Genomic DNA, 20,461 nt, shown 5'->3' on the forward strand with positions numbered 1-20,461 from the left:
TTATTTTTGTTTCGTATTAATTTTGCAGACAAATTGCGGGCGGGCAGCCCTGAATCAGGCACAAGCCCCGTTCCCGTAACCGTCAGCCCCTCTACTTCAAAAACCATACCAAGATAATGGAAATCCCTTCCAAATACGACCCCCAAAGGGTTGAAAAGCAGTGGTATACCTATTGGATGCAGCACGGCTATTTCCGTTCCGTCCCCGATAACCGGGAACCCTATACCATCGTGATCCCCCCTCCGAATGTCACGGGGGTGCTACACATGGGGCATATGCTGAACAATACCATACAGGATGTGCTTATCCGTAGGGCCCGCATGCTGGGTAAAAATGCCTGCTGGGTACCGGGTACCGACCACGCTTCCATTGCCACGGAGGCAAAGGTGGTGGCAAAACTGAAGGCAGCGGGCATTTCCAAATCCTCGATCAGCCGGGAGGAATTCCTGGAACACGCATGGGACTGGACCCACAACTACGGCGGGGTGATCCTCGAACAGCTCAAGAAGCTGGGGTGTTCCTGCGACTGGGACCGCACCAAATTCACCATGGACCCGGATATGGAGGCCTCCGTCCTTAAAGTATTCGTGGACCTGTACAACAAGGGGCTCATCTACCGCGGTTACCGTATGGTGAACTGGGACCCGGAAGCGAAAACGACCCTGTCCGACGAAGAAGTCAATTACGAGGAGCGTCAGAGTTTCCTCTACCATATTGCCTACCCCGTGGTGGGGACCGACCAAAAGGTGGTGATTGCCACTACCCGTCCGGAAACCCTCCTGGGTGATACGGCCGTGTGCATCCATCCGGAGGACGAGCGGTACCTGGACCTGCACGGGAAGACGGTGCGCGTGCCTATATGCGACCGGGAAGTGCCGGTAATCCCCGACGAATATGTGACCATGGAATTCGGGACGGGTTGCCTGAAGGTTACCCCGGCCCACGATGAAAACGACTACGTCCTGGGCGAGAAGCACGGGTTGGAACTGGTGGATATCTTTAACCCGGATGCCACGCTGAACGCCTATGGGCTGCACTACCAGGGGATGGACCGGTTTGAGGCCCGCAAGGCGATCGTCGCCGAGCTGGAGGAGAAGGGCTACCTGGTCCGGAAGGAGCCCTATACCAACAAGGTGGGGACCTCGGAACGCACCCGGGCCGTGATCGAACCCCGCCTGTCGGACCAGTGGTTCCTGAAGATGGAGGACCTGGCCAAACCCGCCCTGGAAGCCGTATTGGAATCCCGGGAGGTCCGCCTGGTACCGGCCAAGTTCGAAAATACCTACCGCCACTGGATGGAACATATCCGGGACTGGAATATCTCGCGGCAGCTCTGGTGGGGACAGCGCATCCCGGCCTGGTATTACGGGCCCGGCAAATCGGAATTCGTTGTCGCCGAATCGGCCGAATCCGCCCTGGATCTGGCACGTGAGAAGTCCGGGAATACCTCCCTTGAGGCCGGGGACCTGCGGCAGGACGAAGATGTGCTGGATACCTGGTTCTCTTCCTGGCTCTGGCCGATCAGCGTCTTCGGGGGCATCCTGGACCCGGACAACGAGGAAGTCAATTATTACTATCCCACCACCGACCTGGTGACCGGGCCGGACATCCTCTTTTTCTGGGTGGCCCGGATGATTATTGCCGGGTATGAATTGCGCGGGGAGCGCCCTTTTGAAACCGTGTACCTCACCGGCCTGGTCCGGGACAAACAGCGGAGGAAGATGTCCAAATCCCTTGGGAATTCCCCGGACGCCCTGGAACTGATTGAACAGTATGGTGCCGATGGCGTCCGGGTGGGCCTGCTGCTCAGTGCAGCCGCGGGGAATGACCTCCTGTTCGATGAAAGCCTGTGCCAGCAGGGCAAGAACTTTGCCAACAAAATCTGGAATGCCTTCCGGTTGGTACAGGGTTGGGAGGTGGCCGATGGCGATCAGCCCGAAGCAGCATCCCTGGGGATTGCCTGGTACCGGGCCAAATTCGAGGCGGTGCGGGCCGAGATCGAGGACCACTTCTCCAAATACCGGATCTCGGATGCCCTGATGGCTACCTATAAGCTCCTGTGGGAGGATTTTTGTTCCTGGCTGCTGGAGATCGTCAAGCCGGCCTATGGGGAACCCATGGATCAAAAGACATTCCGGGAAGTAACCGGCCTTTTCGAAGACAACCTGCGGTTGCTGCACCCCTTTATGCCCTTCCTTTCCGAGGAGGTCTGGCAACATATGGCCACCCGGTCCCCGGAGGAGGCCCTGGTGGTGGCTGCCTGGCCTTCACCAGCTACCGCGGATGCGGACCTCCTTGGGGAATTTACAATGGCCAGCGAAGTCATTTCAGGCATCCGGACCATCCGCAAGGACAAAAACATCCCTTTTAAGGAGACCCTTGAGCTACTGGTCCTTGATGAGGAACACCTTCCCAGGAAGTGGGATGTGCTGGTAGGTAAGCTGGCCAACGTAGCGCCTCCGGTATACACCAAAGAAGCCCCCGAGGGCGCCCTGTCGTTCCGGGTACGCAGCAACGAATACTTTATTCCGATGGAAGGGGCCGTGGATATCGGGGAGGAAATCCGGAAGATCCGGGAAGAACTCGAGTATACCCGGGGCTTCCTGGCGTCAGTACGGAAAAAGCTCTCCAATGAACGGTTTGTCGGGAACGCACCGGAATCGGTGGTCGCCCTGGAGCGGAAGAAGGCATCAGACGCCGAATCCAAGATCGAGACCCTGGAAAAAAGCCTGGCCAACCTCCAGTAGGCAGGCAGGCAAGCAAGCAAGGGGGGCGGTCCTGGTAGCCCCCCCGATTGCTTATTGTGCCCGTGTTACCGGTTAAATGGGTCCTGTTTCTCCGGGTCCAGGGCTACACTGTTTCCGCCAAGCCGATAAATGACACCCACGTTGATCACGTAATCGGCAAAGGCAGCATCCCCGTTGCGGGGGTTCCCGGTTGCCTGCTCCGTTTCCAGGTCGGTAAGGCTCTGGGGCCGTTCGCGCCGAACGGCAAAGGGCACGCTGAGGTTCAGGGCAAGGGGACCCTTGGTGTAGCTGATCCCCGGGTCTATGGCCAGTACGTTCCCCGGCCTGCGGAAGCCCCCGCTGCCCCCGATCACATCCTCCACGGGCACCCCGTCGAAGCGGGCCCCGATCGATCCTGTGAATTCAGGGGAAAACGGGTGGCTCAATCCCAGCCGGAGGGAAAACTGGTCCGGTACGGACATGATCGCCTCGTTCTGCAGGATCGGGCTGAGGGTCTCCCGGAAGGTGCGCACCCCATTGGTCTCCCTGGGGTTGAACAGGTAGAAACCCCCTCCGTATAAGAAATACGACGGGCTGAGTTCCCGGTAAAACTGGAATTCCGCAGTAATGCCGAACCCGCCGTCCCCGGGCTGGATGGACTGGTCCACCGGCCGCACTTCCGGGCTTCCGTCCACCCCGACGTTATAAAAGATATCCGTTGCCTGGTAGTTGCCGGTAGGCAGTTTCATCCCCAGGGCGACGGCGATGTTGCCCTTGGGTAGGGCCGCGGGATCCAGCAGCCAGTATCCCACATTCCAGCGGATATCGGCCAGCCCCCTGGAAAAGGTGGTGTTCCGCTCTTCCCGGCCGTGTTCGTAAAGGGAGGACCGGGTATTGATTACCGTAGGCACTACCACACTGGCATACCACCGGTCCGTGATCCCATAGGTAAGGAAAAAGTCCCAGGCATGGGAATGGTTGATCACCTCCGTCTGGTTGGCAACCCGGTCCGGCTCCTCCTCCGTACCCCGGAAATGTCGGAAGGATTTGAAGTAGCGGTAGTTGGTGCCCAGCAAAACCGACCCGGCCGCCAGTACATTGCTTTCGGGATGGGCCCCGGAACAGCTCGAAAAATGCCGTATGGCCACGCACCCCTGGCTGGTACCCAGGGCAGGGAGCGTCAGGGAAATAAAAAACAGAACAGGAAAAAGGTATTTTGAATGGTCTTTACGCATGCTGGTTTGTTTTAAGTTGGAATTCGAAGGATGTGGTTGGTACATCCAATGGGTTGAACGTGGATAAAGTGCTAACTTTAACCGGGTCAAATCTAGGTGATGCAGGAGCTGCCGGCGGCTAGTAGCCGGTTAATGCGGTTAACGAAAGGTTAATGAAGTTAAACCCGGGTTAACGGTTTTTCCCGTAAAGATTAATTCATCTTTTTTGTAACGTCATTTTGAACAGGAAGGTTCTCTTTATTGCGCTTTTTGTGATATCCATTGGCGGACTTGCCTTTGTCCAGTACCGCTACCTCAGGATAGGCCTGAGCCTGGCCCGCCTGCAATTTGGACAGCACATCGCGGATGCCGGGGGGGATATCCGCAGCGGCCTGTACGGGAACAACCAGCTGACGTATTTGCTGGGGAGCGTCCTGGAGCGCGACAGCACCCGTTTTAACACGGGCCTCGACCATATGACGGACGCCTCGCGGCATTTCCTGGAGGACTACCTCCGGGAGAAACTGATCGACAATGAAATTGATGCGGACTTCACTTTTGAACTGATGACACGGGATAGCAGCTATTACCTGACTTCTGCTGTCAATTCCAGTCGTCCCACGGACCGCCGGTTCGCCTATCCCATTGAACTGGAGGGATACCTTCCCATGCGGATAGGCCAGCGCCTGATCCTGCAGTTGCAGTTTGCGGACCTGACGACCTACTTCCTGTTGCAGCTCAACGGGCTTACCTTTCCCAGTCTGTTATTCCTGGCGGGTATCCTGGTGGCGGTCCTTTGGGTCCTGCGGACCTATTACTGGCAGCAGCGCACCATCTCCACCACCCATGAGTTCATCAACAACCTCACTCACGAATTGCGCACCCCGGTATTCTCCATCAGCCTGGCCGCCAAAATCCTGAAGGAAAAGGTGCCGGAAGAGCAAAAGGCCCTCACCGAGACCATCCTCCAGCAGACCGCACGCGTTTCCGGGCATATCGATCAGGTACTTGAACTCGGCAGCCTGGAACGCGCCTCGGCATCCATCCCCCTGGAACCTATCGACTTTGCACCTGCCCTGGGGGTGCTTTGCGAGCAATTCCGGTCCCTTTGCGAGCTGGAAGGAATCCCTTTTGAATTTGAGTTGCCCGATGGCCCGATTTTGCTGGACGGGTCGGTATTCCATCTGGAAAATACCGTGAACAACCTGCTGGATAATGCCCGCAAATATGGGAAGGGGAGCCCGGTGCACCTGTCGGCCCGGCGGCAATCCGGCCGCCTCCTGATTTCGGTGAGCGACCAGGGTCCGGGCATGGCGGCGGAGGAAAAATCGAGGATTTTCAAAAAATACTACCGGATCACGGAAGGCGACCGGCAGGACGTCCGGGGGTATGGCCTGGGCCTGAGCTATGTCAAAACCGTAATCGACCGGCACCGGGGCACTATCCGGGTAAAAAGCCAGCCGGGCAGGGGAACGGAAATAACAGTTGAATTACCACTACGCAATCATGGAGAACAATCAATATAAACTGCTGTTGGTGGAGGACGACACCTCCCTGGGCTACCTGCTGACGGAATACCTCGGGATGAAAGGTTTCGAGCTTCGCTGGATACAGGCCCCGGAGGAGGTAATGCCCTTGCTGGAACAACGTGCCTTTGACCTGCTGATCCTGGATGTAATGATGCCGGGGAAGGACGGTTTTACGCTGGGGAGGGAGATCCATGAGCGCTTTCCGGGCCTGCCGTTCATTTTCCTGACGGCCCGCTCCATGAAAATCGATGTGCTCAAGGGCTTTTCCGTGGGAGCGGTGGACTACCTGAAAAAACCCATTGACGAGGAAGAACTCGTGGTGCGGATCGAGGCACTCCTGTCCCGCCTGGAAACCACCTCCGGCCAGGAACCCCATACCGTGCAGCAGCTCGGACGGTATACCTTCGACAGCCTGAACCAGAAGCTGGAGTTTGAGGGGGAAGAGCTTTCCCTGACCAACCGGGAAAGCGAATTGCTGGCCTACCTGGCGCGGAACAGCAACCGTCTGTGCACCCACGGGGAAATCCTCAAGCGCATCTGGGGCCGCAACGATTATTTCAACCGGAAAAGCCTCAACGTATTCATCACCCGGCTGCGGAAATTGCTGGAACGGGACGCCTCACTGAAAATAGAGAATATCCACGGACAGGGATTTATCTTCCGGATGCCTGCCAACGGCGATTAATGTCGTATGCGCCCCTCCAATTCATCCCGGAGCCTGTCGGGATTCCGTATTTTTGAAAAAAAAAAATACGATGAAAAAGACATGGATATTCCTCCTGGCTGCGCTGGCGCTCGGCTGCAGCACGGACGAAAAGGAAACAGCAACGGAATCTGCGCCCGAGGCGCGCACCCAAATCCCGGATGCGAATTTTGAATCTGCGCTGGTGGACCTGGACCTGGACGACCAGGTGGATGGGAGCGTCGCTACGGCATCCATTGAATTTATCACCTTCCTGAACGTGGATAACCGCGGCATATCGGACCTGAGTGGAATATCCGGATTCCGGGACCTGGTGAACCTTTCGGTCCGGGGGAATTCCCTTACGGGCCTCGATGTCTCATCCAATACCTCCCTACTCTTTATCTGGGCAGAGGACAACGCGCTTACTTCCCTGACTATCGGGGTTAACCCGGAAATTGAAAAGGTCGGGCTCTCGGGGAACGACCTGGCGTCCCTGAACCTCGAAGCCTATACCCAGCTGCAATTGCTGACCCTCGCCGATAACCGGCTTGGGACCCTTGATGTATCCATGTGCCCGGATCTCATTACACTGTCCGCCGAGGGTAACCCCCTGGAATGTATCAGGGTCAGCCCCTCCCAGCTGGCCAGCATCCCGGCCGGCTGGACGAGCGACCCGGAGGATACCTACAGCGAAAACTGTCCGTAGGCGGGAGTAACTTTGCCCCTCCCGGGCCCCATTCGCCCCAGTCCCGGAGCTACGTGGTCTTGTCCGCGATTTAATCTGTCATCAGGCTGATCGCAAAACCGCCCCCCGGTGCCAGGTGGAATGTCCTGGTGGTTTCTGCGGTGATTTCCGCTTCCTCGATGGCGAGGGCTGTCGGGTTATCCCGGTAGTGGGCATCTGCCGCGTCCCGGTAGATCCGGGCCCTGTAGGTTTTACCCGGTTCCAGGAAACCGAAGTCCACCGTTAATTCCCGCTCGTTCTCATCCGTGATGCCGCCCACAAACCAGTTGCCGGTGCCGCGCTCCTCCCGGGCGATGGCCACAAAGTCCCCAACTTCCCCGTCGAGGACCCGGCTCTGTTCCCAATCCACACCCACATCGCGGATAAATTGCAGGGCCGGCTGGCCCGCGTAGTTTTCGGGCAGGTCACAGGCCATCTGTACCGGACTGTAGATCACTACGTACAGGGCGAGCTGCTGGGCCAGGGTCGTGTTGACCTGGTTGTTTGCACGGGTGGGCAGGGCAATATCAAAAACCCCCGGGGTAAAGTCGATGGGACCGGCGAGCATCCTCGTGAAAGCGACGATGGGCAGGTGCTCCGGGGGGTTGCCCCCGTCGGTCGCCCAGGCGTTGAATTCCTGGCCCCGCAGCCCTTCCCGGGCTATGGCATTCGGGTAGGTACGCCTCAGCCCGGTGGCCTTGATGGGCTCGTGGGCATTGATGGCTACCTGGTAACCGGCGGCGGTTTCCAGTACCTTGCGGTAGTGGTTCACCATCCACTGCCCGTGGTGGTATTCCCCTTTGGGGATGATTTTCCCCACATAGCCCGTTTTAACCGTATGCATACCGTACTCCTGCATCAGCTCGTAGGCTGCTTCCATCTGCTGCTCGTACGTCCTGGGGGCCGCGCTCGTCTCGTGGTGCATGATCATCTCCACCCCTTTTTCCCTGGCATACCGGTTTACTTCGGCGATATCAAAATCCGCATACGGGGTCACGAAATCGAAAACCCCTTCGCGGTCCTCAAACCCGATCCAGTGGTCCCAGCCGGTATTCCAGCCCTCGACCAGGACCCCCCCGAATCCGTTTTCGGCAGCAAAATCAATATACTTTTTCGTGTTTTCGGTAGTGGCCCCGTGCTTGGAGCTGGTCTGCTCGTTCCCCAGGGTGGAGAAAGTGTTCATGTCCTGGGTGGCCTCCATGTCCCAGGTAGACAGTCCCAGGTGCATTTCCCACCAGATCCCAACATATTTCATGGGTGTAAACCAGGGGATGTCACCGAGTTTGTTGGGTTCATTCAGGTTTTCGATCAGTCGGGATTCAATCAGGTCACCGGCCCGGTCACCGATCTGTACCGTCCGCCAGGGGGTGTGGAATGGCAGTTTCCTGCTAACCTTGTACCCGTGCCGGTCGGATCCCACCAGTCCGCTGGTCAGGGTCAGGGATTCCGGGTCCACTTTCAGGGTCATCCCTGCATAGTCCGTCAGGTCGGCTTCGTGGAAGGCCAGGTGCAGCCCCTCGTCCGTCCTGAGCGTCACTGGTGTATTGACCGCATTCACGGGGATATAGGTGGCAGCCAGGTCCTCGTTGTCCCTTTTTGAAATCGCGTCAATTCCGGAGACACGGGTGGTATTGTACCGGTGTTCGTAAATATCCCAGTCGCCCGGGATCCACCAGGCCGTGTGGTCTCCGGTAAGCCGGAACTCTGTCTGTTCGTCCTGTATTTTCAGGCTGTCTGTCCCTTCCCAGGCCGGGAACTCATACCGGAAGCCTATGCCGTCTTCGAAGGCGCGGAACCGGATTTTCAATTCCCGGCCGGGAGCCTTGGTTTCCTTCAAAGTAAACAGCATTTCGTTATAACGGTTTCGGACCTCGCGTTGTTCGCCCCAGGGCATCTCCCAGGTTTCGTCCTCTGAGCCGGTCTGCCAACCCGTGATTTCAAAACCGGAACGCAGGGGCGGCTGACCCACGAGTTCAAAGCCCAGGGCGGAGGTATCCAGGACCACTTCTCCGTTGTGCAGGACCCGGTAATAAGGCACACCCGCCTCCGTCAGCCCAAATTCGACCTGGTTGGTGAGCTCGGGGGAGCGGACAATGGCTTCCTGGTCCTTCTGGGAGCAGGATCCGAAAATCAGGGGCAGCGTTAGGAAAAGAAGGGAATATTTTTTCATGGATACAGGATTAAGACTTTGATGATGCATTTATGGGTAACCCACCCGCATAAGTTATAGAATTTAGTGGAGAATTGCAGCCAGCCATACCGGACAGGTATCGTCCGAGTCGGACGGATTTCCTATTTTTATGGCAAACCAGCAGACTGATGGAAGCATACGCCTCGGCCCTGTTATATGCCATCCCTTTTTTCCTGTTGCTCATGGCTGTGGAAATCGCCTACGGCGCCTGGACCCGGAAACAACACTACCGGGTGATGGATACGGTCAGCAGTATTTCCTCCGGCCTCACCAATGTGGTCAAGGATTCCCTGGGCCTGGTATTTGTCCTGATTTCCTACCCCTACCTGCTCGAACACCTTGCCCTGTTCCAGGTGGAAGCCGGGTGGGCCGTCTGGCTGATCGCCTTCCTGGCCATCGATTTTGCGGGCTACTGGAACCACCGGCTGAGCCATCGCGTAAACCTGTTCTGGAACCAGCATGTCATCCATCACAGCAGCGAGGAATTCAACCTTGCATGCGCCCTGCGGCAACCCATATCCAACCTGGTGGGGTACTTTTCCCTGTTGCTGCTGCCCGCCGCCCTGCTCGGGGTGCCCGAACAGGTAATTGCCATCCTGGCACCCCTCCACCTGTTCGCCCAGTTTTGGTACCACACCCAACATATCGGCAAAATGGGATGGCTGGAATACGTAATCGTCACCCCGTCCCAGCACCGGGTGCACCATGCGATCAACCCGGAATACATCGATAAAAACCTGGGGCAGATCCTCTGTGTCTGGGACCGGATGTTCGGCACCTTCCAGGAGGAACTGCCGGAGGTGCCCCCCCAGTACGGCGTACTGAAGCCGGCGGCCACCTGGAACCCCATCCTCATCAATTTCCAGCATTTATGGCGGCTTGTGCAGGATGCCTGGAGGACCCGCAGCCTTAGGGACAAACTGCGTATTTGGTTTATGCCAACCGGCTGGCGACCGGCGGATGTCGCAAGCCTGTATCCCCGGGAGGTGATTACCGACGTTTACCATTTCAGGCGCTATGATACGCCGGCCGGTCCGCTTTTCAGGGGGTATGTTATTTTTCAACTGGCCGTCACCCTGTTATTGCTCGTCTTTATGTTCTACAATTTCGGGCAGATCGGGACCGAGGGCCTGCTATATTGCGGTGCGATGCTCTTTGCCGGGATATACGGGTATACCTCCCTGATGGACGGAAAGCCCTTTGCCGCCTGGGTTGAGGTCGGGCGCGCCCTGGTGGGGGGGTGGCTCATCTTCCAAACCGGCGATTGGTTTGGCCTTGACGCCTTTTGGGAATACGGGAGCCTGGCCGTGGCGGCCTATTTTGGCATTACCCTGACAGGCGGGATCTATTTCGGAGGCCTGGCCGGCCATCGGAGGGACTCTCCCCTGGCGTACTGAAAAACTTAATCCTTTATACGAAACTTTATGCGACCTTATATCCTTGCGGAAACCAACTGGAAAGCCCTGCAGGAACACCGATTCGACGTGGCTGTGCTCCCATGGGGGGCCACGGAAGCCCACAATTACCACCTTCCCTATGGCACGGACAACTACGAGGCGGATGCCCTGGCTGCAGCTGCTGCGGAATATGCCTGGAATAAGGGGGGCAAGGTGGTGGTCCTGCCCACCATCCCTTTCGGGGTGAATACCGGACAGGCGGATATCTACCTGGATATGAACCTGAACCCGACCACCCAGCTGGCCATCCTCGACGATGTCGCTGCCACCCTCTGCCGCCACCAGGTGCGCAAACTGGTCGTTTTCAACAGCCATGGAGGCAATAATTTCAAGGCCCTCCTGCGGGAACTCGGGCTTCGGTACCCCCAACTGTTCGTCTGTATGACGAACTGGTTCCAGGCCATGGACCGGGAGGCGTATTTTGAAGCGGCTGGCGACCATGCCGATGAGGCGGAAACCAGCCTGATGCTGCACCTGCGGCCCGACCTGGTGCTTCCGGCGGATGCGTGGGGCAGCGGGGCTTCCCGCAGGTTTCGTATCGGGGGGTTGAACCAGGGATGGGCCTGGGCCGAGCGCAAGTGGTCGCAGGTAAGCGAAGACACGGGGGTAGGGGACCCGGCGGCTGCCACGGCGGAAAAGGGGGCGCGGTTTTTCAGGGATGTGTCGGAAAAGATCGGGGAGTTCCTGCTGGAATTATCCATGGCTGACCCGGCGGACCTGTATGAGTAATTCCGTGGTCCGGGGTATCCACCCCGGCTACAGGTAACTTTGTTGCGGGTAACATTCATGCGGCCCGGAGCGGTGTGCCGCCGCCGGTCATTCCAGGGGCAATTCCTTGTCGACCAGGTCGATGTACGCCTGCATGGCCTCTTCCGGTGTGACGTTCCTGGCCTGGATCAGTGCATTCGACTTAAAGGCATTTATAAGCGGCTTTTTACTTCCCGGATGGCTGAAATCCTTGTTGGCAATCCGGTAATAGGCGTAGAGCTTCAACAGGAAGTCCGCGGGCAGAGGGCGGGTATAGCTGTTGACCCTGGCAACGGCTTCCCGGAAGCGGGTATGGAGCGGATCACTGGTCATCGGTTGGTTTTGGAACGGTTGCAATACAAGTATGGGCTCCGCGGACCTTCTGGTTCAGCTGGGCGGTTACGACACTGCGCAGCGGCAGGATGACATCGACCCGCGACCCGAATTTGATAAAACCGGAATCCTCCCCCTGCTGGACGCTTTCATCCTCTTCCGCATAATTCACAATGCGGCGGGCCATGGCCCCGGCAATTTGCCGGTACATGATCTCCCCGAATTTCGGGGTCCGGATCACCACCGTGGTGCGTTCGTTTTCCTCGCTCGATTTCGGGTGCCAGGCCACCAGGTACTTGCCGGGGTGGTATTTGGAATAGGTGATTACCCCGCTGGCGGGATACCGGGTTACGTGGACATTCACCGGGGACATGAAGATAGAGATTTGTATCCGCCGGTCCCGGAAATACTCTTTTTCCTCGATCTCCTCGATAACGACCACCTTCCCGTCTACCGGTGCCAGGATCTCATCGAAATTTTTTGGGGCGACCCGTTTGGGGTTGCGGAAAAACTGGAGGATCAGCACCAGGCAGATGATGGCCGCCAGCTGCAACCCGATCCGCAGGGCCTCGCCGGGCACATAGTATTCTGCGGCAAAGACCAGCCCGGCACAGAGTGCGAAGGTGATCAGGATGATCCGTTGTCCTTCCTTATGAAACATAGCTCAGTATTATTAATGTCAAATATGCGAAAGGTGCGGCAAATACCAAACTGTCCAACCGGTCCAGCATGCCGCCGTGTCCCGGGAGGATGGCGCCGCTGTCCTTGATGCCGGCCACCCGCTTGAGCCGGGATTCGATCAGGTCCCCATAGGTCCCCATCCCTACCAGGACCATGCCGAGCAGCACCCATTCCCGGGTATGGAGGACCGGTGTCAGCCAACCCAGCAGGGCCGCGGCACCCAGCCCGAAGACCATCCCGCCGAGGGAGCCTTCGATGGTTTTTTTTGGGGAAACCGACGGAAACAGCTTGTTCCGCCCCAGGGTTTTCCCCACCAGGTAGGCAAAGGAATCATTGACCCAGATAATGATAAAGATCCCCATGATGAGGTATTTGGCAAACACGTCGTCCTTGTAGGGGATCATCGTCAGGAAGATACAACCTCCCCCGATATAAAACAGGCCTACCAGGAATTTCTGGAGGCTGGTGAAGGGTTTTTTCCGGTTGCTGTAAAGCCAGGCGATAAGCGTCATATTGACTGCCAGTGTCAGCAGGAGCAGCATCTGGATGAGCATGGGGTCGCGGGTGAGGTAGATAAAGACCCACCAGAGCCCCAGGTAGGCGATAAAGATGTAATAGCCGTGAAGCAATACCAGCCGCTTGTATTCATAGAGGCAGGCCAGCCCGAAAACCATGAACAGGAAATCGAAGGCATCCGAGCTGAGGAAAATGGCCGAGAGCAGGAGCAACACGTAAAGGGCGCCTGTTATCAGGCGTCTGAATACTTCCCTCATGGCTACAGGTCCTCCAGTAATAGCAGGTACAGGTGTTTGGAACTGCTGCCGTATGTCAGGAAGTCCTTGGAGTTCTCAGTGGTCGGCTGAAAGTGTTTCAGGGTGGTGATGTTCGCCGGGATCCGGTCCTTGTACTTCTTCTTTATGATTTTAAGCCCTTCCCCGATAGATTCCACCAGCTGGCTGGTAGTCGCAAATACGATGATGTTTTCCGGGAGTTCGTTGAGCTTTTTCTCCATCAACTGGTTGGAGCATACCAGAATGGACCCGTTCTGGGCGACCAGGTGTTCGCAGGTGGTAAAAAAGACGCTGCTTTGCGAACTTTTCTGCGAGAAGCGCAGGTTTTCGCGATTGAACCGCTCTTCGAGGGCGGGGTTCATCACAAAAAAGGATTCCTGCTGCCACTGGTTTTCTGCGACGATGTTTTTCAGGGCTTCCCGGACCTCTTCGAAATTGTCGCAGTAGATGAACTTGCCACCGTTCTTTTTGAACTGGATGGTAAACTTTTCGTCTACGGGGATTTTCAGGTCGGGCATGTGCACACCACGGGTCTGAACCGTTTCCTTGGAACGCTTCTTTTTCTTTCCTCCGCCGAAAAGCTTGTCAAAAAGCCCCATATATTCTTATTGGTTACCAGGCATCGCGCCATTCACCAGGCACAACCGTCAATTTTCTTTCTCAACGGTCTTTTCTTCTTCCTCCGGTGAATCGGGCTTTTCCTCCCCTTTTACCGGATCCTGTGCCTTGGAGGTGTCCCCGTCTTTCGAGGGGGTTTCATCCAGGGTTTTTTCCTGGCCGAGTTTATCGAACTTTTCGAACGGGCGCTTGCCGAAGATTTTTTCCAAATCCTCCTTAAAGATAACTTCTTTGTCCAATAATCTTTCCGCCAGCTCAATTAATTTGTCCTTGTTTTCCCGGAGAACGATAATTGCCCGCTTGTATTGATCTTCTATGATCTTGGAAATCTCCTGGTCGATTTTCCGGGCGGTTTCCTCGCTGTAGGGCTTGGTGAAACCGTATTCGTTCTGTCCGGAGGAATCGTAGTACGTGAGGTTCCCAATGGCGTCGTTGAGCCCGTAGATGGTGACCATGGCCCGGGCCTGTTTGGTGACCTTTTCCAGGTCGCTCAGGGCACCGGTGGAGATCTTGTCAAAGATCACCTTTTCGGCGGCCCTGCCGCCCAGGGTGGCGCACATTTCGTCCAGCATCTGTTCCGGGCGGACCAGCAGGCGCTCCTCCGGCAGGTACCAGGCCGCTCCGAGCGACTGGCCCCTGGGGACAATGGTTACCTTGACAAGGGGGGCGGCGTGTTCGAGCATCCAGCTCACCGTGGCATGCCCGGCCTCGTGGTAGGCAATCGTCTTTTTCTCCTCGGGGGTAATGATCTTGTTTTTCTTCTCCAGGCCGCCTACAATCCGGTCAACCGCATCCAGGAAATCCTGTTTGGTAACCGCCTTGCGTTCCTTGCGCGCGGCAATCAGGGCTGCCTCGTTGCAGACATTCGCGATGTCCGCCCCTGAAAACCCGGGGGTCTGCCGGGCCAGGAAATCCAGGTCCAGGGTTTCCGCCGTTTTGATCGGGCGCAGGTGCACCTCGAAGATTTCCTTGCGTTCCCGGATGTCCGGGAGGTCCACGTAGATCTGCCGGTCAAACCGTCCGGCCCGCATCAGGGCCTTGTCCAGGACATCTGCCCGGTTGGTGGCAGCCAGCACGATGACGTTTGTATTAGTGCCAAAGCCGTCCATTTCCGTAAGGAGCTGGTTGAGGGTGTTTTCCCGCTCGTCGTTGGATCCCGTAAAATTGTTCTTCCCACGGGCACGGCCGATGGCATCGATCTCGTCGATGAAAATAATGGCCGGGGACTTGTCTTTTGCCTGCTTGAACAGGTCGCGTACCCGGGAGGCACCGACCCCGACAAACATCTCCACAAAATCCGATCCGGACAATGAGAAAAAGGGCACTTTTGCCTCTCCGGCAACGGCCTTCGCCAAAAGGGTTTTCCCGGTTCCGGGGGGGCCGACGAGCAGGGCGCCCTTCGGGATCTTACCACCCAGGGAGGTGTATTTATCCGGGTTCTTGAGGAACTCCACGATTTCCTCCACTTCCTCTTTGGCACCTTCCAGGCCGGCCACATCCTTGAAGGAGGTCCGGGTGTCCGTCTTTTCGTCGAAGAGCTTTGCCTTGGATTTGCCGATATTGAAGATCTGGCCGCCTGCCCCGCCGCCTGCCCCGCCGGACATGCGCCGCATCAGGTAGATCCAGATGCCGATAATCAGCACAAAGGGGAGGATGGTCAGCAGGAGTTCCATGAACACGTTGGACTCCGTGTCGTAGTCCACCACAGTATCCAGGTTGTTCTCCTGTTTGATCTTTTTGATGTCGTTCTCAAAATTCTGCAGGTCTCCGTAATCCAGCACATACTGGGGCACACTGCCCGAACTCAGGGAAAAGGGCTGGTCCGAAACGTCGCGGTGCACGTCCTTGGTCATGGCTTCCTCGGTAAGGAATACCTTGGCCTGTCGCGTGTTGGTGATGATCAGGATCTTATTTATATCCCCATTGCGGAGGAATTCCTGCAGTTCTGAAGTGGTGGTCTTGCTGGTAGGGGACAGGCTGTCGCTTCCGAAAAATTGGAAACCAATCAGGAATACGATAATCAGTCCGTATATCCACCAGGAGCTAAAACGCGGCTTCTTCTGGGGGGTTTTATTGTCTTTTGCCATTTTCTTTTAATTATAGCTGCTTTCGACGAGCGTCACTTCGGCATCTCCCCAAAGTCCCTCAATATCGTAATATTCCCGTACGTGTTTCTGAAATACGTGCACGACAACATTCACATAGTCGATCAGCACCCATTCGGCGTTCTCCGACCCCTCTACGTGCCAGGGCTTGTCATTAATAGCTTTGCTAACAGTTTTCTGGACGGAATTTACGATTGCATTGACATGGGTGTTGGAGGTCCCGTTGCAAATCACGAAGTAATCGCAAACGGTGTTGTCAATGGCCCGTAAATCAAGTAGGTTAATGTCTAATCCTTTTACTTCTTCTATTCCATGTAAAATTAAGGCAATCAATTCATCTGCACTTGCTTTCCTTTTCTGCATCCAAAAGTTTTAGGTTTCTACAAAGTTATTATTTTTTTGTTTTTTAGGGCACTGTTTTTAACATAAGCTTCACGGCCCAAACTGCCTCATGTACCGGATCAAACTTAGTGCCACAGATTCCACCAACGCCCATCTGAAACGATTGATGCAGGAAAGGGATTTGCCGGACGGCACCCTGGTTGCCGCTGCCGTCCAGACCCGGGGCCGGGGCCAGCCGGGGGCGGGATGGATATCGGAGCGGGATAAAAACTTAACCTTCAGCTTGTTAAAGCTATTCCAGGCCCTGCCTGCCCGGGAACACTTCCGGTTGAATATGTGCGTGTCCCTGGCCATTGCCCAGGTACTCGATGCCCTGGAAATCCCGGAAATTACTGTAAAATGGCCAAACGACATTCTGTCAGGCCGGTTCAAGGTCTGCGGTATCCTGATCGAGAATTCCCTGCAGGGGGATCGGATCGCCCACAGTATTATCGGGATCGGCCTGAATGTGAACCAGACGACCTTCCCGGGTTTGCCCTCGGCTTCGTCCCTATGTCTGAGGGCCGGGAAGCCCTTTGATACCGGGGACGTCCTGGATGCGCTGGAGGGGAAATTGCTGGAATCCCTGCGGGACCCGGCTTCCAGGCCACTTGAATCCATCCGCAGGCAGTATGAGTCACGGCTTTTCCTCAAGGACCAGCCCGGGATTTTCAGTTCAGGGGCGGAAAGGGAATTTGAAGGGATCATTCGCGGTGTCGGGCCACAAGGAAGGCTGCGCGTCGAACGCCGGGGCCTGGGGATCCGAACCTATGATTTCCGCGAAATCCGGATGCATTACTAGGAGCCCGCCGGGGGCTGGGCGGTACGGTGAACACAAAGAGGCAAAGAGGGACTCAGCTTTTCGAAAGGTTGGAACTGAGGGTGCCCAGGAAATTGGTGATGGGGCCTTTGACCATCATGGCCATCATCGCGTTGAACTGCCCCTGGAATGTCAGCTGCACCTCGCTTTTCCCGGATCCCAAATCGCGGATATCCGCTGTGAGCGTAAAGGGGAGCTTGTCGCTGGCAGCCCCCAGCACAATGCGCTCCGGGGGGGTTTCCTCCTTGCGTTTCAGCACGATTTCGGGCATCCCTTTCAGGGCAAACCGGAAGGTATCCGGATCCAGCAATTCAAAAGTCTGAATAGTATCCGGCATGAGCCGTTCGAAATTGGAAAGGTCGCTGAGGTAGGCAAAGGCTTCCTCCTGGCTTTTGCCGAGTGGTACGGCTGGTGATTCTAAGTGCATGTCAATGGTTCCATTCCTGCGGGTTTCCCCGCCATTTTTCAAGGGTTTCCAACTGGTCGGGCTGAATGTACCCCGATTGGGATGCCAGTTCGATCAGGTGTTCGTAATTGCTCAGGGTGTGGACCTCGATGCCCTGTGCCCTGAAATTTTCGGCAGCGATGTCAAAACCGTAGCTGAAGATCCCCAGCATCCCCAGCACTTCCAGCCCGGCCTGCTGCAGGGCGGAAATGGCGTTCAGGCTGCTTTTCCCGGTACTGATGAGGTCTTCGATGACCACGACCCGCTGTCCGGAGGCAGCCTGCCCCTCGATCTGGTTCTGACGCCCGTGGGACTTGGGTTCCGGCCTCACATAGGCAAAGGGGAGCCCGAGTTTTTCGGCAACCAGCATCCCGATGCCGATGGCACCGGTTGCCACGCCGATAACCAGGTCCGGCCTGCCGTAGCGATCGGTGAGCTGGCGGGCCAGCTGGTCGCGGATGTACCCCCGGATTTCCGGATGGGACAGCACAATCCTGTTATCGCAATAAATGGGGGATTTCCAACCTGAGGCCCAGGTAAAGGGATTTTCAGGTTTTAATTTAATTGCATTAATTTGCAGTAGCAGCTCCGCGGTTTTCCGAGCCGTTTCATTTTCTAAAACCATGCTGTAAATGTATAAAGTTTTTGTGAATGAAAGACCCCTGATTTTGACTGACAAAATCGTGGAGTCGGAGGAGGGCGAATACTTTATGATGAACGACGATGCCGTGCAGACAGCCGTGGAATCCCTTTCCAAGAAAAAACTGAGCAAGGCATTTATCTACCACCCCAACCTGGAGGAAATCCTGAATAAATTTGCTGCCAAGATCCCGCTCACCGTCGCCGCGGGGGGCGTGGTGACCAACCCGCAGGGAAAGGTGCTGTTTATCTACCGCAATAAAAAGTGGGACCTGCCCAAGGGAAAGATCAAGAAAAAAGAGTCCCTGGAAGAATGCGCACTGAGGGAAGTGAAGGAGGAGACGGGCGTGAAGGGGCTGAAGATCGAGAATTTCCTGCGCACCACCTACCATGTCTTCAAGCGAAAGGGGAAATACCACCTCAAGGAGGTACACTGGTATGCGATGAAGACGGACTATGACGGGAAGCTCAAGGGGCAGAAGAGCGAGGGGATTGTCAAGGTCAAGTGGAAAGGGCCGCAGAAAATCCAGAAAGCCCTCAAGAAATCCTACATCAACATCCGGATCCTGTTCGAACCGCCGCAACCCCAGGTTTAAGATACTATTCCATACGATACACCGGGTACTGCCGGTGGGCCGGTTCATAATTCGGGCTGTGCATATATAACCAGTCGAGTTGACGATAGCCCGAATCCGCGAAGCCGGGGACGGAATCCCTCATGCGCTGAAAGGCATGCCGCAGGGTGCTGTCCGATTCCAGCAACCGGGCTGCCGTCTCTTCAAACACATAAGGTGAAAACCCTTCCTTCTGTTGTAGGACCGTATCGAAAAAGTTCCAGTTGAAAAAGGAATCGGGGGCCGCGGGCTCGAGCGTTTCCAGGATGTACCGTATCCCCGGCTGGTCCGTGGGGACCAGCAGGTCACCTGCGGCAAAAGTCCTCAGGACGGTGTCCGCGCTGACCCGGGTGGCATAGTGGGGGTAATGTCCTTCATAGGCCCGGTCATAGGTGCTGTAGTCCTCTATCCGGTAGCCGGTCACCTGCAGGGCGGTATCCTTTTCCAGTTCCCGGTACCGGATGCCGTTCCAGTCCAGGCGCTCGGAAACGGACTGCCATTGCCGGGGCACGATATAGGCTTTCGGGATCCGGATGGAATCGGCGGGCCGGAATTCGTTGTAATAGGGCACCTCAAAAGCTACAGGTCGCTCCCTGTCGTATTTCAGGCGTGGCTGCCCCGTAACCTCGCTGGGGACCATTTCGGCCGTGTACCCTTTGAAATCCAGGGTTTGGTAGCGGGTGCTGTCTACGGACCAGCCAAGGGGATACTGCCTGCCGGCCAGCAGGGAGGAATCGGCCAGGCGGCGCTTTTCCCGCAACGCTTCCCGCTGGCGGGATACCAGACCGATCAGGCTTTCCATCACGGCATAGGTGCCTGAGACACGCTGGTCATAGGGTTTGAGCATATGCGTTTCCAGCATCATTCCCGGGGTATTCCAAAGTGCCGCATACCCCGTGGAGTAACGGGGGTAATCCATGAACTGGCTGAATCCGGTTTCCGGGGGGCGGTTGAAGACATTGACATAGGGGGTGATGTCCCACTGCCTTTCCGCCAGGGAAGCCTCCAGGCCCAGGCGGAGGCTGTCTTCCAGGAATTCCCCCAGGGGGCTTCCCAGCTTGTTGTGCTGGGTGAACAGGTGGGTAAGGGTGTAGCTGTAATCCGCGCCATTGCTCACATGGTTGTCCAGGAAAAAATCGGGCCGCACCAGGTGGAAGATCTGCGCAAAGGTCCGGGCGTTCCGCGTATCCATTTTAAGGAAATCCCGGTTCAGGTCATAATTCCGTGCATTGCCCCTGAACCCATAGGATTCCGGGCCGTTCTGGTTGGCACGGGTGGTGCTGTTCCGCTGCAGGGCGCCCCCGACGTTATAAACCGGAATGGTGGCGATCACAACGTTCTCAGGAGCCCTGAGGGCCCCGGTGGCAAGGTCCCGCAACAGGAGCATGCTCGCATCGATGCCGTCGCTTTCCCCGGGATGGATGCCGTTGAGGACCAGCAGTATGGCATGCTCCCTTCGAAGCCGCTCAAAGTTGAAATCCCCTTCCGGGCTGTAAGTTACCAGGTGGAGGGGCTTCCCGCTGTCGGTCATCCCCAGCGTCTGTATGTTTATTTCGGGGTATTCCCGCGCCAGGCGGATATAGAAATCAATGGTTTCGCCATAGGTCGCCGTGGTGTTTCCGTCGCCCTCCTCGAAAGGAGTGGGGTATTCGGCCTGCTGGTCGGCCACCTTTTTCTCGCAGCCGGTCAGATACAGGATACACATTGCCCAGAAACAAAAACGAACCAAACCCATTGCCGCCGAATTAGAAGAATTTCGGC

Annotated in this window: 19 protein-coding genes; 8 read left to right on the forward strand and 11 right to left on the reverse strand. The window is 56.5% G+C overall.

Annotation, left to right across the window (positions count from 1 at the left end; all coding sequences use genetic code 11):
* Positions 1 to 116: 116 nt before the first annotated feature.
* The gene (locus tag H7F20_RS07020; RefSeq protein WP_185785396.1) at positions 117 to 2,747 is read left to right on the forward strand and encodes a valine--tRNA ligase; all 2,631 of its coding nucleotides are present in this window, start codon (positions 117 to 119) and stop codon (positions 2,745 to 2,747) included.
* Positions 2,748 to 2,812: 65 nt separating this feature from the next.
* On the opposite strand, the gene H7F20_RS07025 is transcribed toward H7F20_RS07020, so the two are convergent.
* Positions 2,813 to 3,961, reverse strand: a complete 1,149-nt coding sequence (locus tag H7F20_RS07025) for a hypothetical protein (RefSeq protein WP_185785397.1) — start codon at positions 3,959 to 3,961, stop codon at positions 2,813 to 2,815.
* A gap of 218 nt (positions 3,962 to 4,179) precedes the next feature.
* On the opposite strand from H7F20_RS07025, the gene H7F20_RS07030 reads away from it, so the two are divergent.
* The 3 genes from H7F20_RS07030 (at position 4,180) to H7F20_RS07040 (ending at position 6,860) form a co-directional block, all read left to right on the forward strand.
* Positions 4,180 to 5,466 (forward strand): sensor histidine kinase KdpD, encoded by a 1,287-nt coding sequence (locus H7F20_RS07030; protein ID WP_185785398.1) that lies wholly within the window; start codon positions 4,180 to 4,182, stop codon positions 5,464 to 5,466.
* Positions 5,447 to 6,154 (forward strand): response regulator transcription factor, encoded by a 708-nt coding sequence (locus tag H7F20_RS07035; RefSeq protein WP_185785399.1) that lies wholly within the window; start codon positions 5,447 to 5,449, stop codon positions 6,152 to 6,154. Before H7F20_RS07030 ends, H7F20_RS07035 begins: the two co-directional genes overlap by 20 nt.
* A gap of 70 nt (positions 6,155 to 6,224) precedes the next feature.
* Positions 6,225 to 6,860, forward strand: coding sequence for a hypothetical protein (locus H7F20_RS07040; RefSeq protein WP_185785400.1), 636 nt, complete (start codon positions 6,225 to 6,227; stop codon positions 6,858 to 6,860).
* A gap of 70 nt (positions 6,861 to 6,930) precedes the next feature.
* Here H7F20_RS07040 and H7F20_RS07045 read toward each other — a convergent pair whose 3' ends face one another.
* Positions 6,931 to 9,048, reverse strand: coding sequence for a glycoside hydrolase family 97 protein (locus H7F20_RS07045; RefSeq protein WP_185785401.1), 2,118 nt, complete (start codon positions 9,046 to 9,048; stop codon positions 6,931 to 6,933).
* 149 nt (positions 9,049 to 9,197) lie between these two features.
* On the opposite strand from H7F20_RS07045, the gene H7F20_RS07050 reads away from it, so the two are divergent.
* Both H7F20_RS07050 and H7F20_RS07055 read left to right on the forward strand, forming a co-directional pair.
* Positions 9,198 to 10,466: a sterol desaturase family protein gene (locus H7F20_RS07050; protein ID WP_185785402.1), complete on the forward strand. Its 1,269-nt coding sequence runs from the start codon at positions 9,198 to 9,200 to the stop codon at positions 10,464 to 10,466.
* Positions 10,467 to 10,493: 27 nt separating this feature from the next.
* Entirely contained in the window at positions 10,494 to 11,255 is a 762-nt protein-coding gene (locus tag H7F20_RS07055) for a creatininase family protein (protein WP_185785403.1), read from the forward strand.
* Between the two features lie 87 nt (positions 11,256 to 11,342).
* On the opposite strand, the gene H7F20_RS07060 is transcribed toward H7F20_RS07055, so the two are convergent.
* Genes H7F20_RS07060 through rsfS form a run of 6 tightly spaced genes read right to left on the reverse strand, consistent with a single transcriptional unit; the run spans position 11,343 to position 16,164 of the window.
* On the reverse strand, positions 11,343 to 11,606 hold the full coding sequence (locus H7F20_RS07060; protein ID WP_185785404.1) for an acyl-CoA-binding protein: 264 nt from the start codon (positions 11,604 to 11,606) through the stop codon (positions 11,343 to 11,345).
* Positions 11,596 to 12,267, reverse strand: a complete 672-nt coding sequence (locus tag H7F20_RS07065) for a phosphatidylserine decarboxylase family protein (protein WP_185785405.1) — start codon at positions 12,265 to 12,267, stop codon at positions 11,596 to 11,598. The genes H7F20_RS07060 and H7F20_RS07065 overlap by 11 nt, the downstream gene beginning before the upstream one ends.
* On the reverse strand, positions 12,257 to 13,060 hold the full coding sequence (locus H7F20_RS07070; RefSeq protein WP_185785406.1) for a phosphatidate cytidylyltransferase: 804 nt from the start codon (positions 13,058 to 13,060) through the stop codon (positions 12,257 to 12,259). Before H7F20_RS07070 ends, H7F20_RS07065 begins: the two co-directional genes overlap by 11 nt.
* A gap of 2 nt (positions 13,061 to 13,062) precedes the next feature.
* On the reverse strand, positions 13,063 to 13,677 hold the full coding sequence (locus H7F20_RS07075; protein ID WP_185785407.1) for an LUD domain-containing protein: 615 nt from the start codon (positions 13,675 to 13,677) through the stop codon (positions 13,063 to 13,065).
* Between the two features lie 48 nt (positions 13,678 to 13,725).
* Entirely contained in the window at positions 13,726 to 15,783 is a 2,058-nt protein-coding gene (gene ftsH / locus H7F20_RS07080) for an ATP-dependent zinc metalloprotease FtsH (RefSeq protein WP_185785408.1), read from the reverse strand.
* 6 nt (positions 15,784 to 15,789) lie between these two features.
* Positions 15,790 to 16,164, reverse strand: a complete 375-nt coding sequence (gene rsfS / locus H7F20_RS07085) for a ribosome silencing factor (protein ID WP_185785409.1) — start codon at positions 16,162 to 16,164, stop codon at positions 15,790 to 15,792.
* 88 nt (positions 16,165 to 16,252) lie between these two features.
* Here rsfS and H7F20_RS07090 point away from each other — a divergent pair, with 88 nt between their 5' ends.
* Positions 16,253 to 16,984 (forward strand): biotin--[acetyl-CoA-carboxylase] ligase, encoded by a 732-nt coding sequence (locus tag H7F20_RS07090; protein WP_185785410.1) that lies wholly within the window; start codon positions 16,253 to 16,255, stop codon positions 16,982 to 16,984.
* A gap of 52 nt (positions 16,985 to 17,036) precedes the next feature.
* On the opposite strand, the gene H7F20_RS07095 is transcribed toward H7F20_RS07090, so the two are convergent.
* The gene (locus H7F20_RS07095) at positions 17,037 to 17,429 is read right to left on the reverse strand and encodes an SRPBCC family protein (RefSeq protein WP_185785411.1); all 393 of its coding nucleotides are present in this window, start codon (positions 17,427 to 17,429) and stop codon (positions 17,037 to 17,039) included.
* A gap of 1 nt (position 17,430) precedes the next feature.
* Entirely contained in the window at positions 17,431 to 18,072 is a 642-nt protein-coding gene (gene pyrE / locus H7F20_RS07100; protein WP_185785412.1) for an orotate phosphoribosyltransferase, read from the reverse strand.
* Positions 18,073 to 18,079: 7 nt separating this feature from the next.
* On the opposite strand from pyrE, the gene H7F20_RS07105 reads away from it, so the two are divergent.
* A complete protein-coding gene (locus tag H7F20_RS07105) occupies positions 18,080 to 18,682 on the forward strand; it encodes an NUDIX domain-containing protein (protein WP_185785413.1) in 603 nt (200 codons plus the stop codon).
* A 4-nt stretch (positions 18,683 to 18,686) separates the two neighbouring features.
* On the opposite strand, the gene H7F20_RS07110 is transcribed toward H7F20_RS07105, so the two are convergent.
* Positions 18,687 to 20,405, reverse strand: a complete 1,719-nt coding sequence (locus H7F20_RS07110) for a M14 family metallopeptidase (RefSeq protein ID WP_255444000.1) — start codon at positions 20,403 to 20,405, stop codon at positions 18,687 to 18,689.
* Positions 20,406 to 20,461: the final 56 nt, after the last annotated feature.

This window comes from Robiginitalea sp. SC105 (assembly GCF_014243345.1).
In the GTDB taxonomy this organism is placed as follows: Bacteria; Bacteroidota; Bacteroidia; order Flavobacteriales; family Flavobacteriaceae; genus Robiginitalea.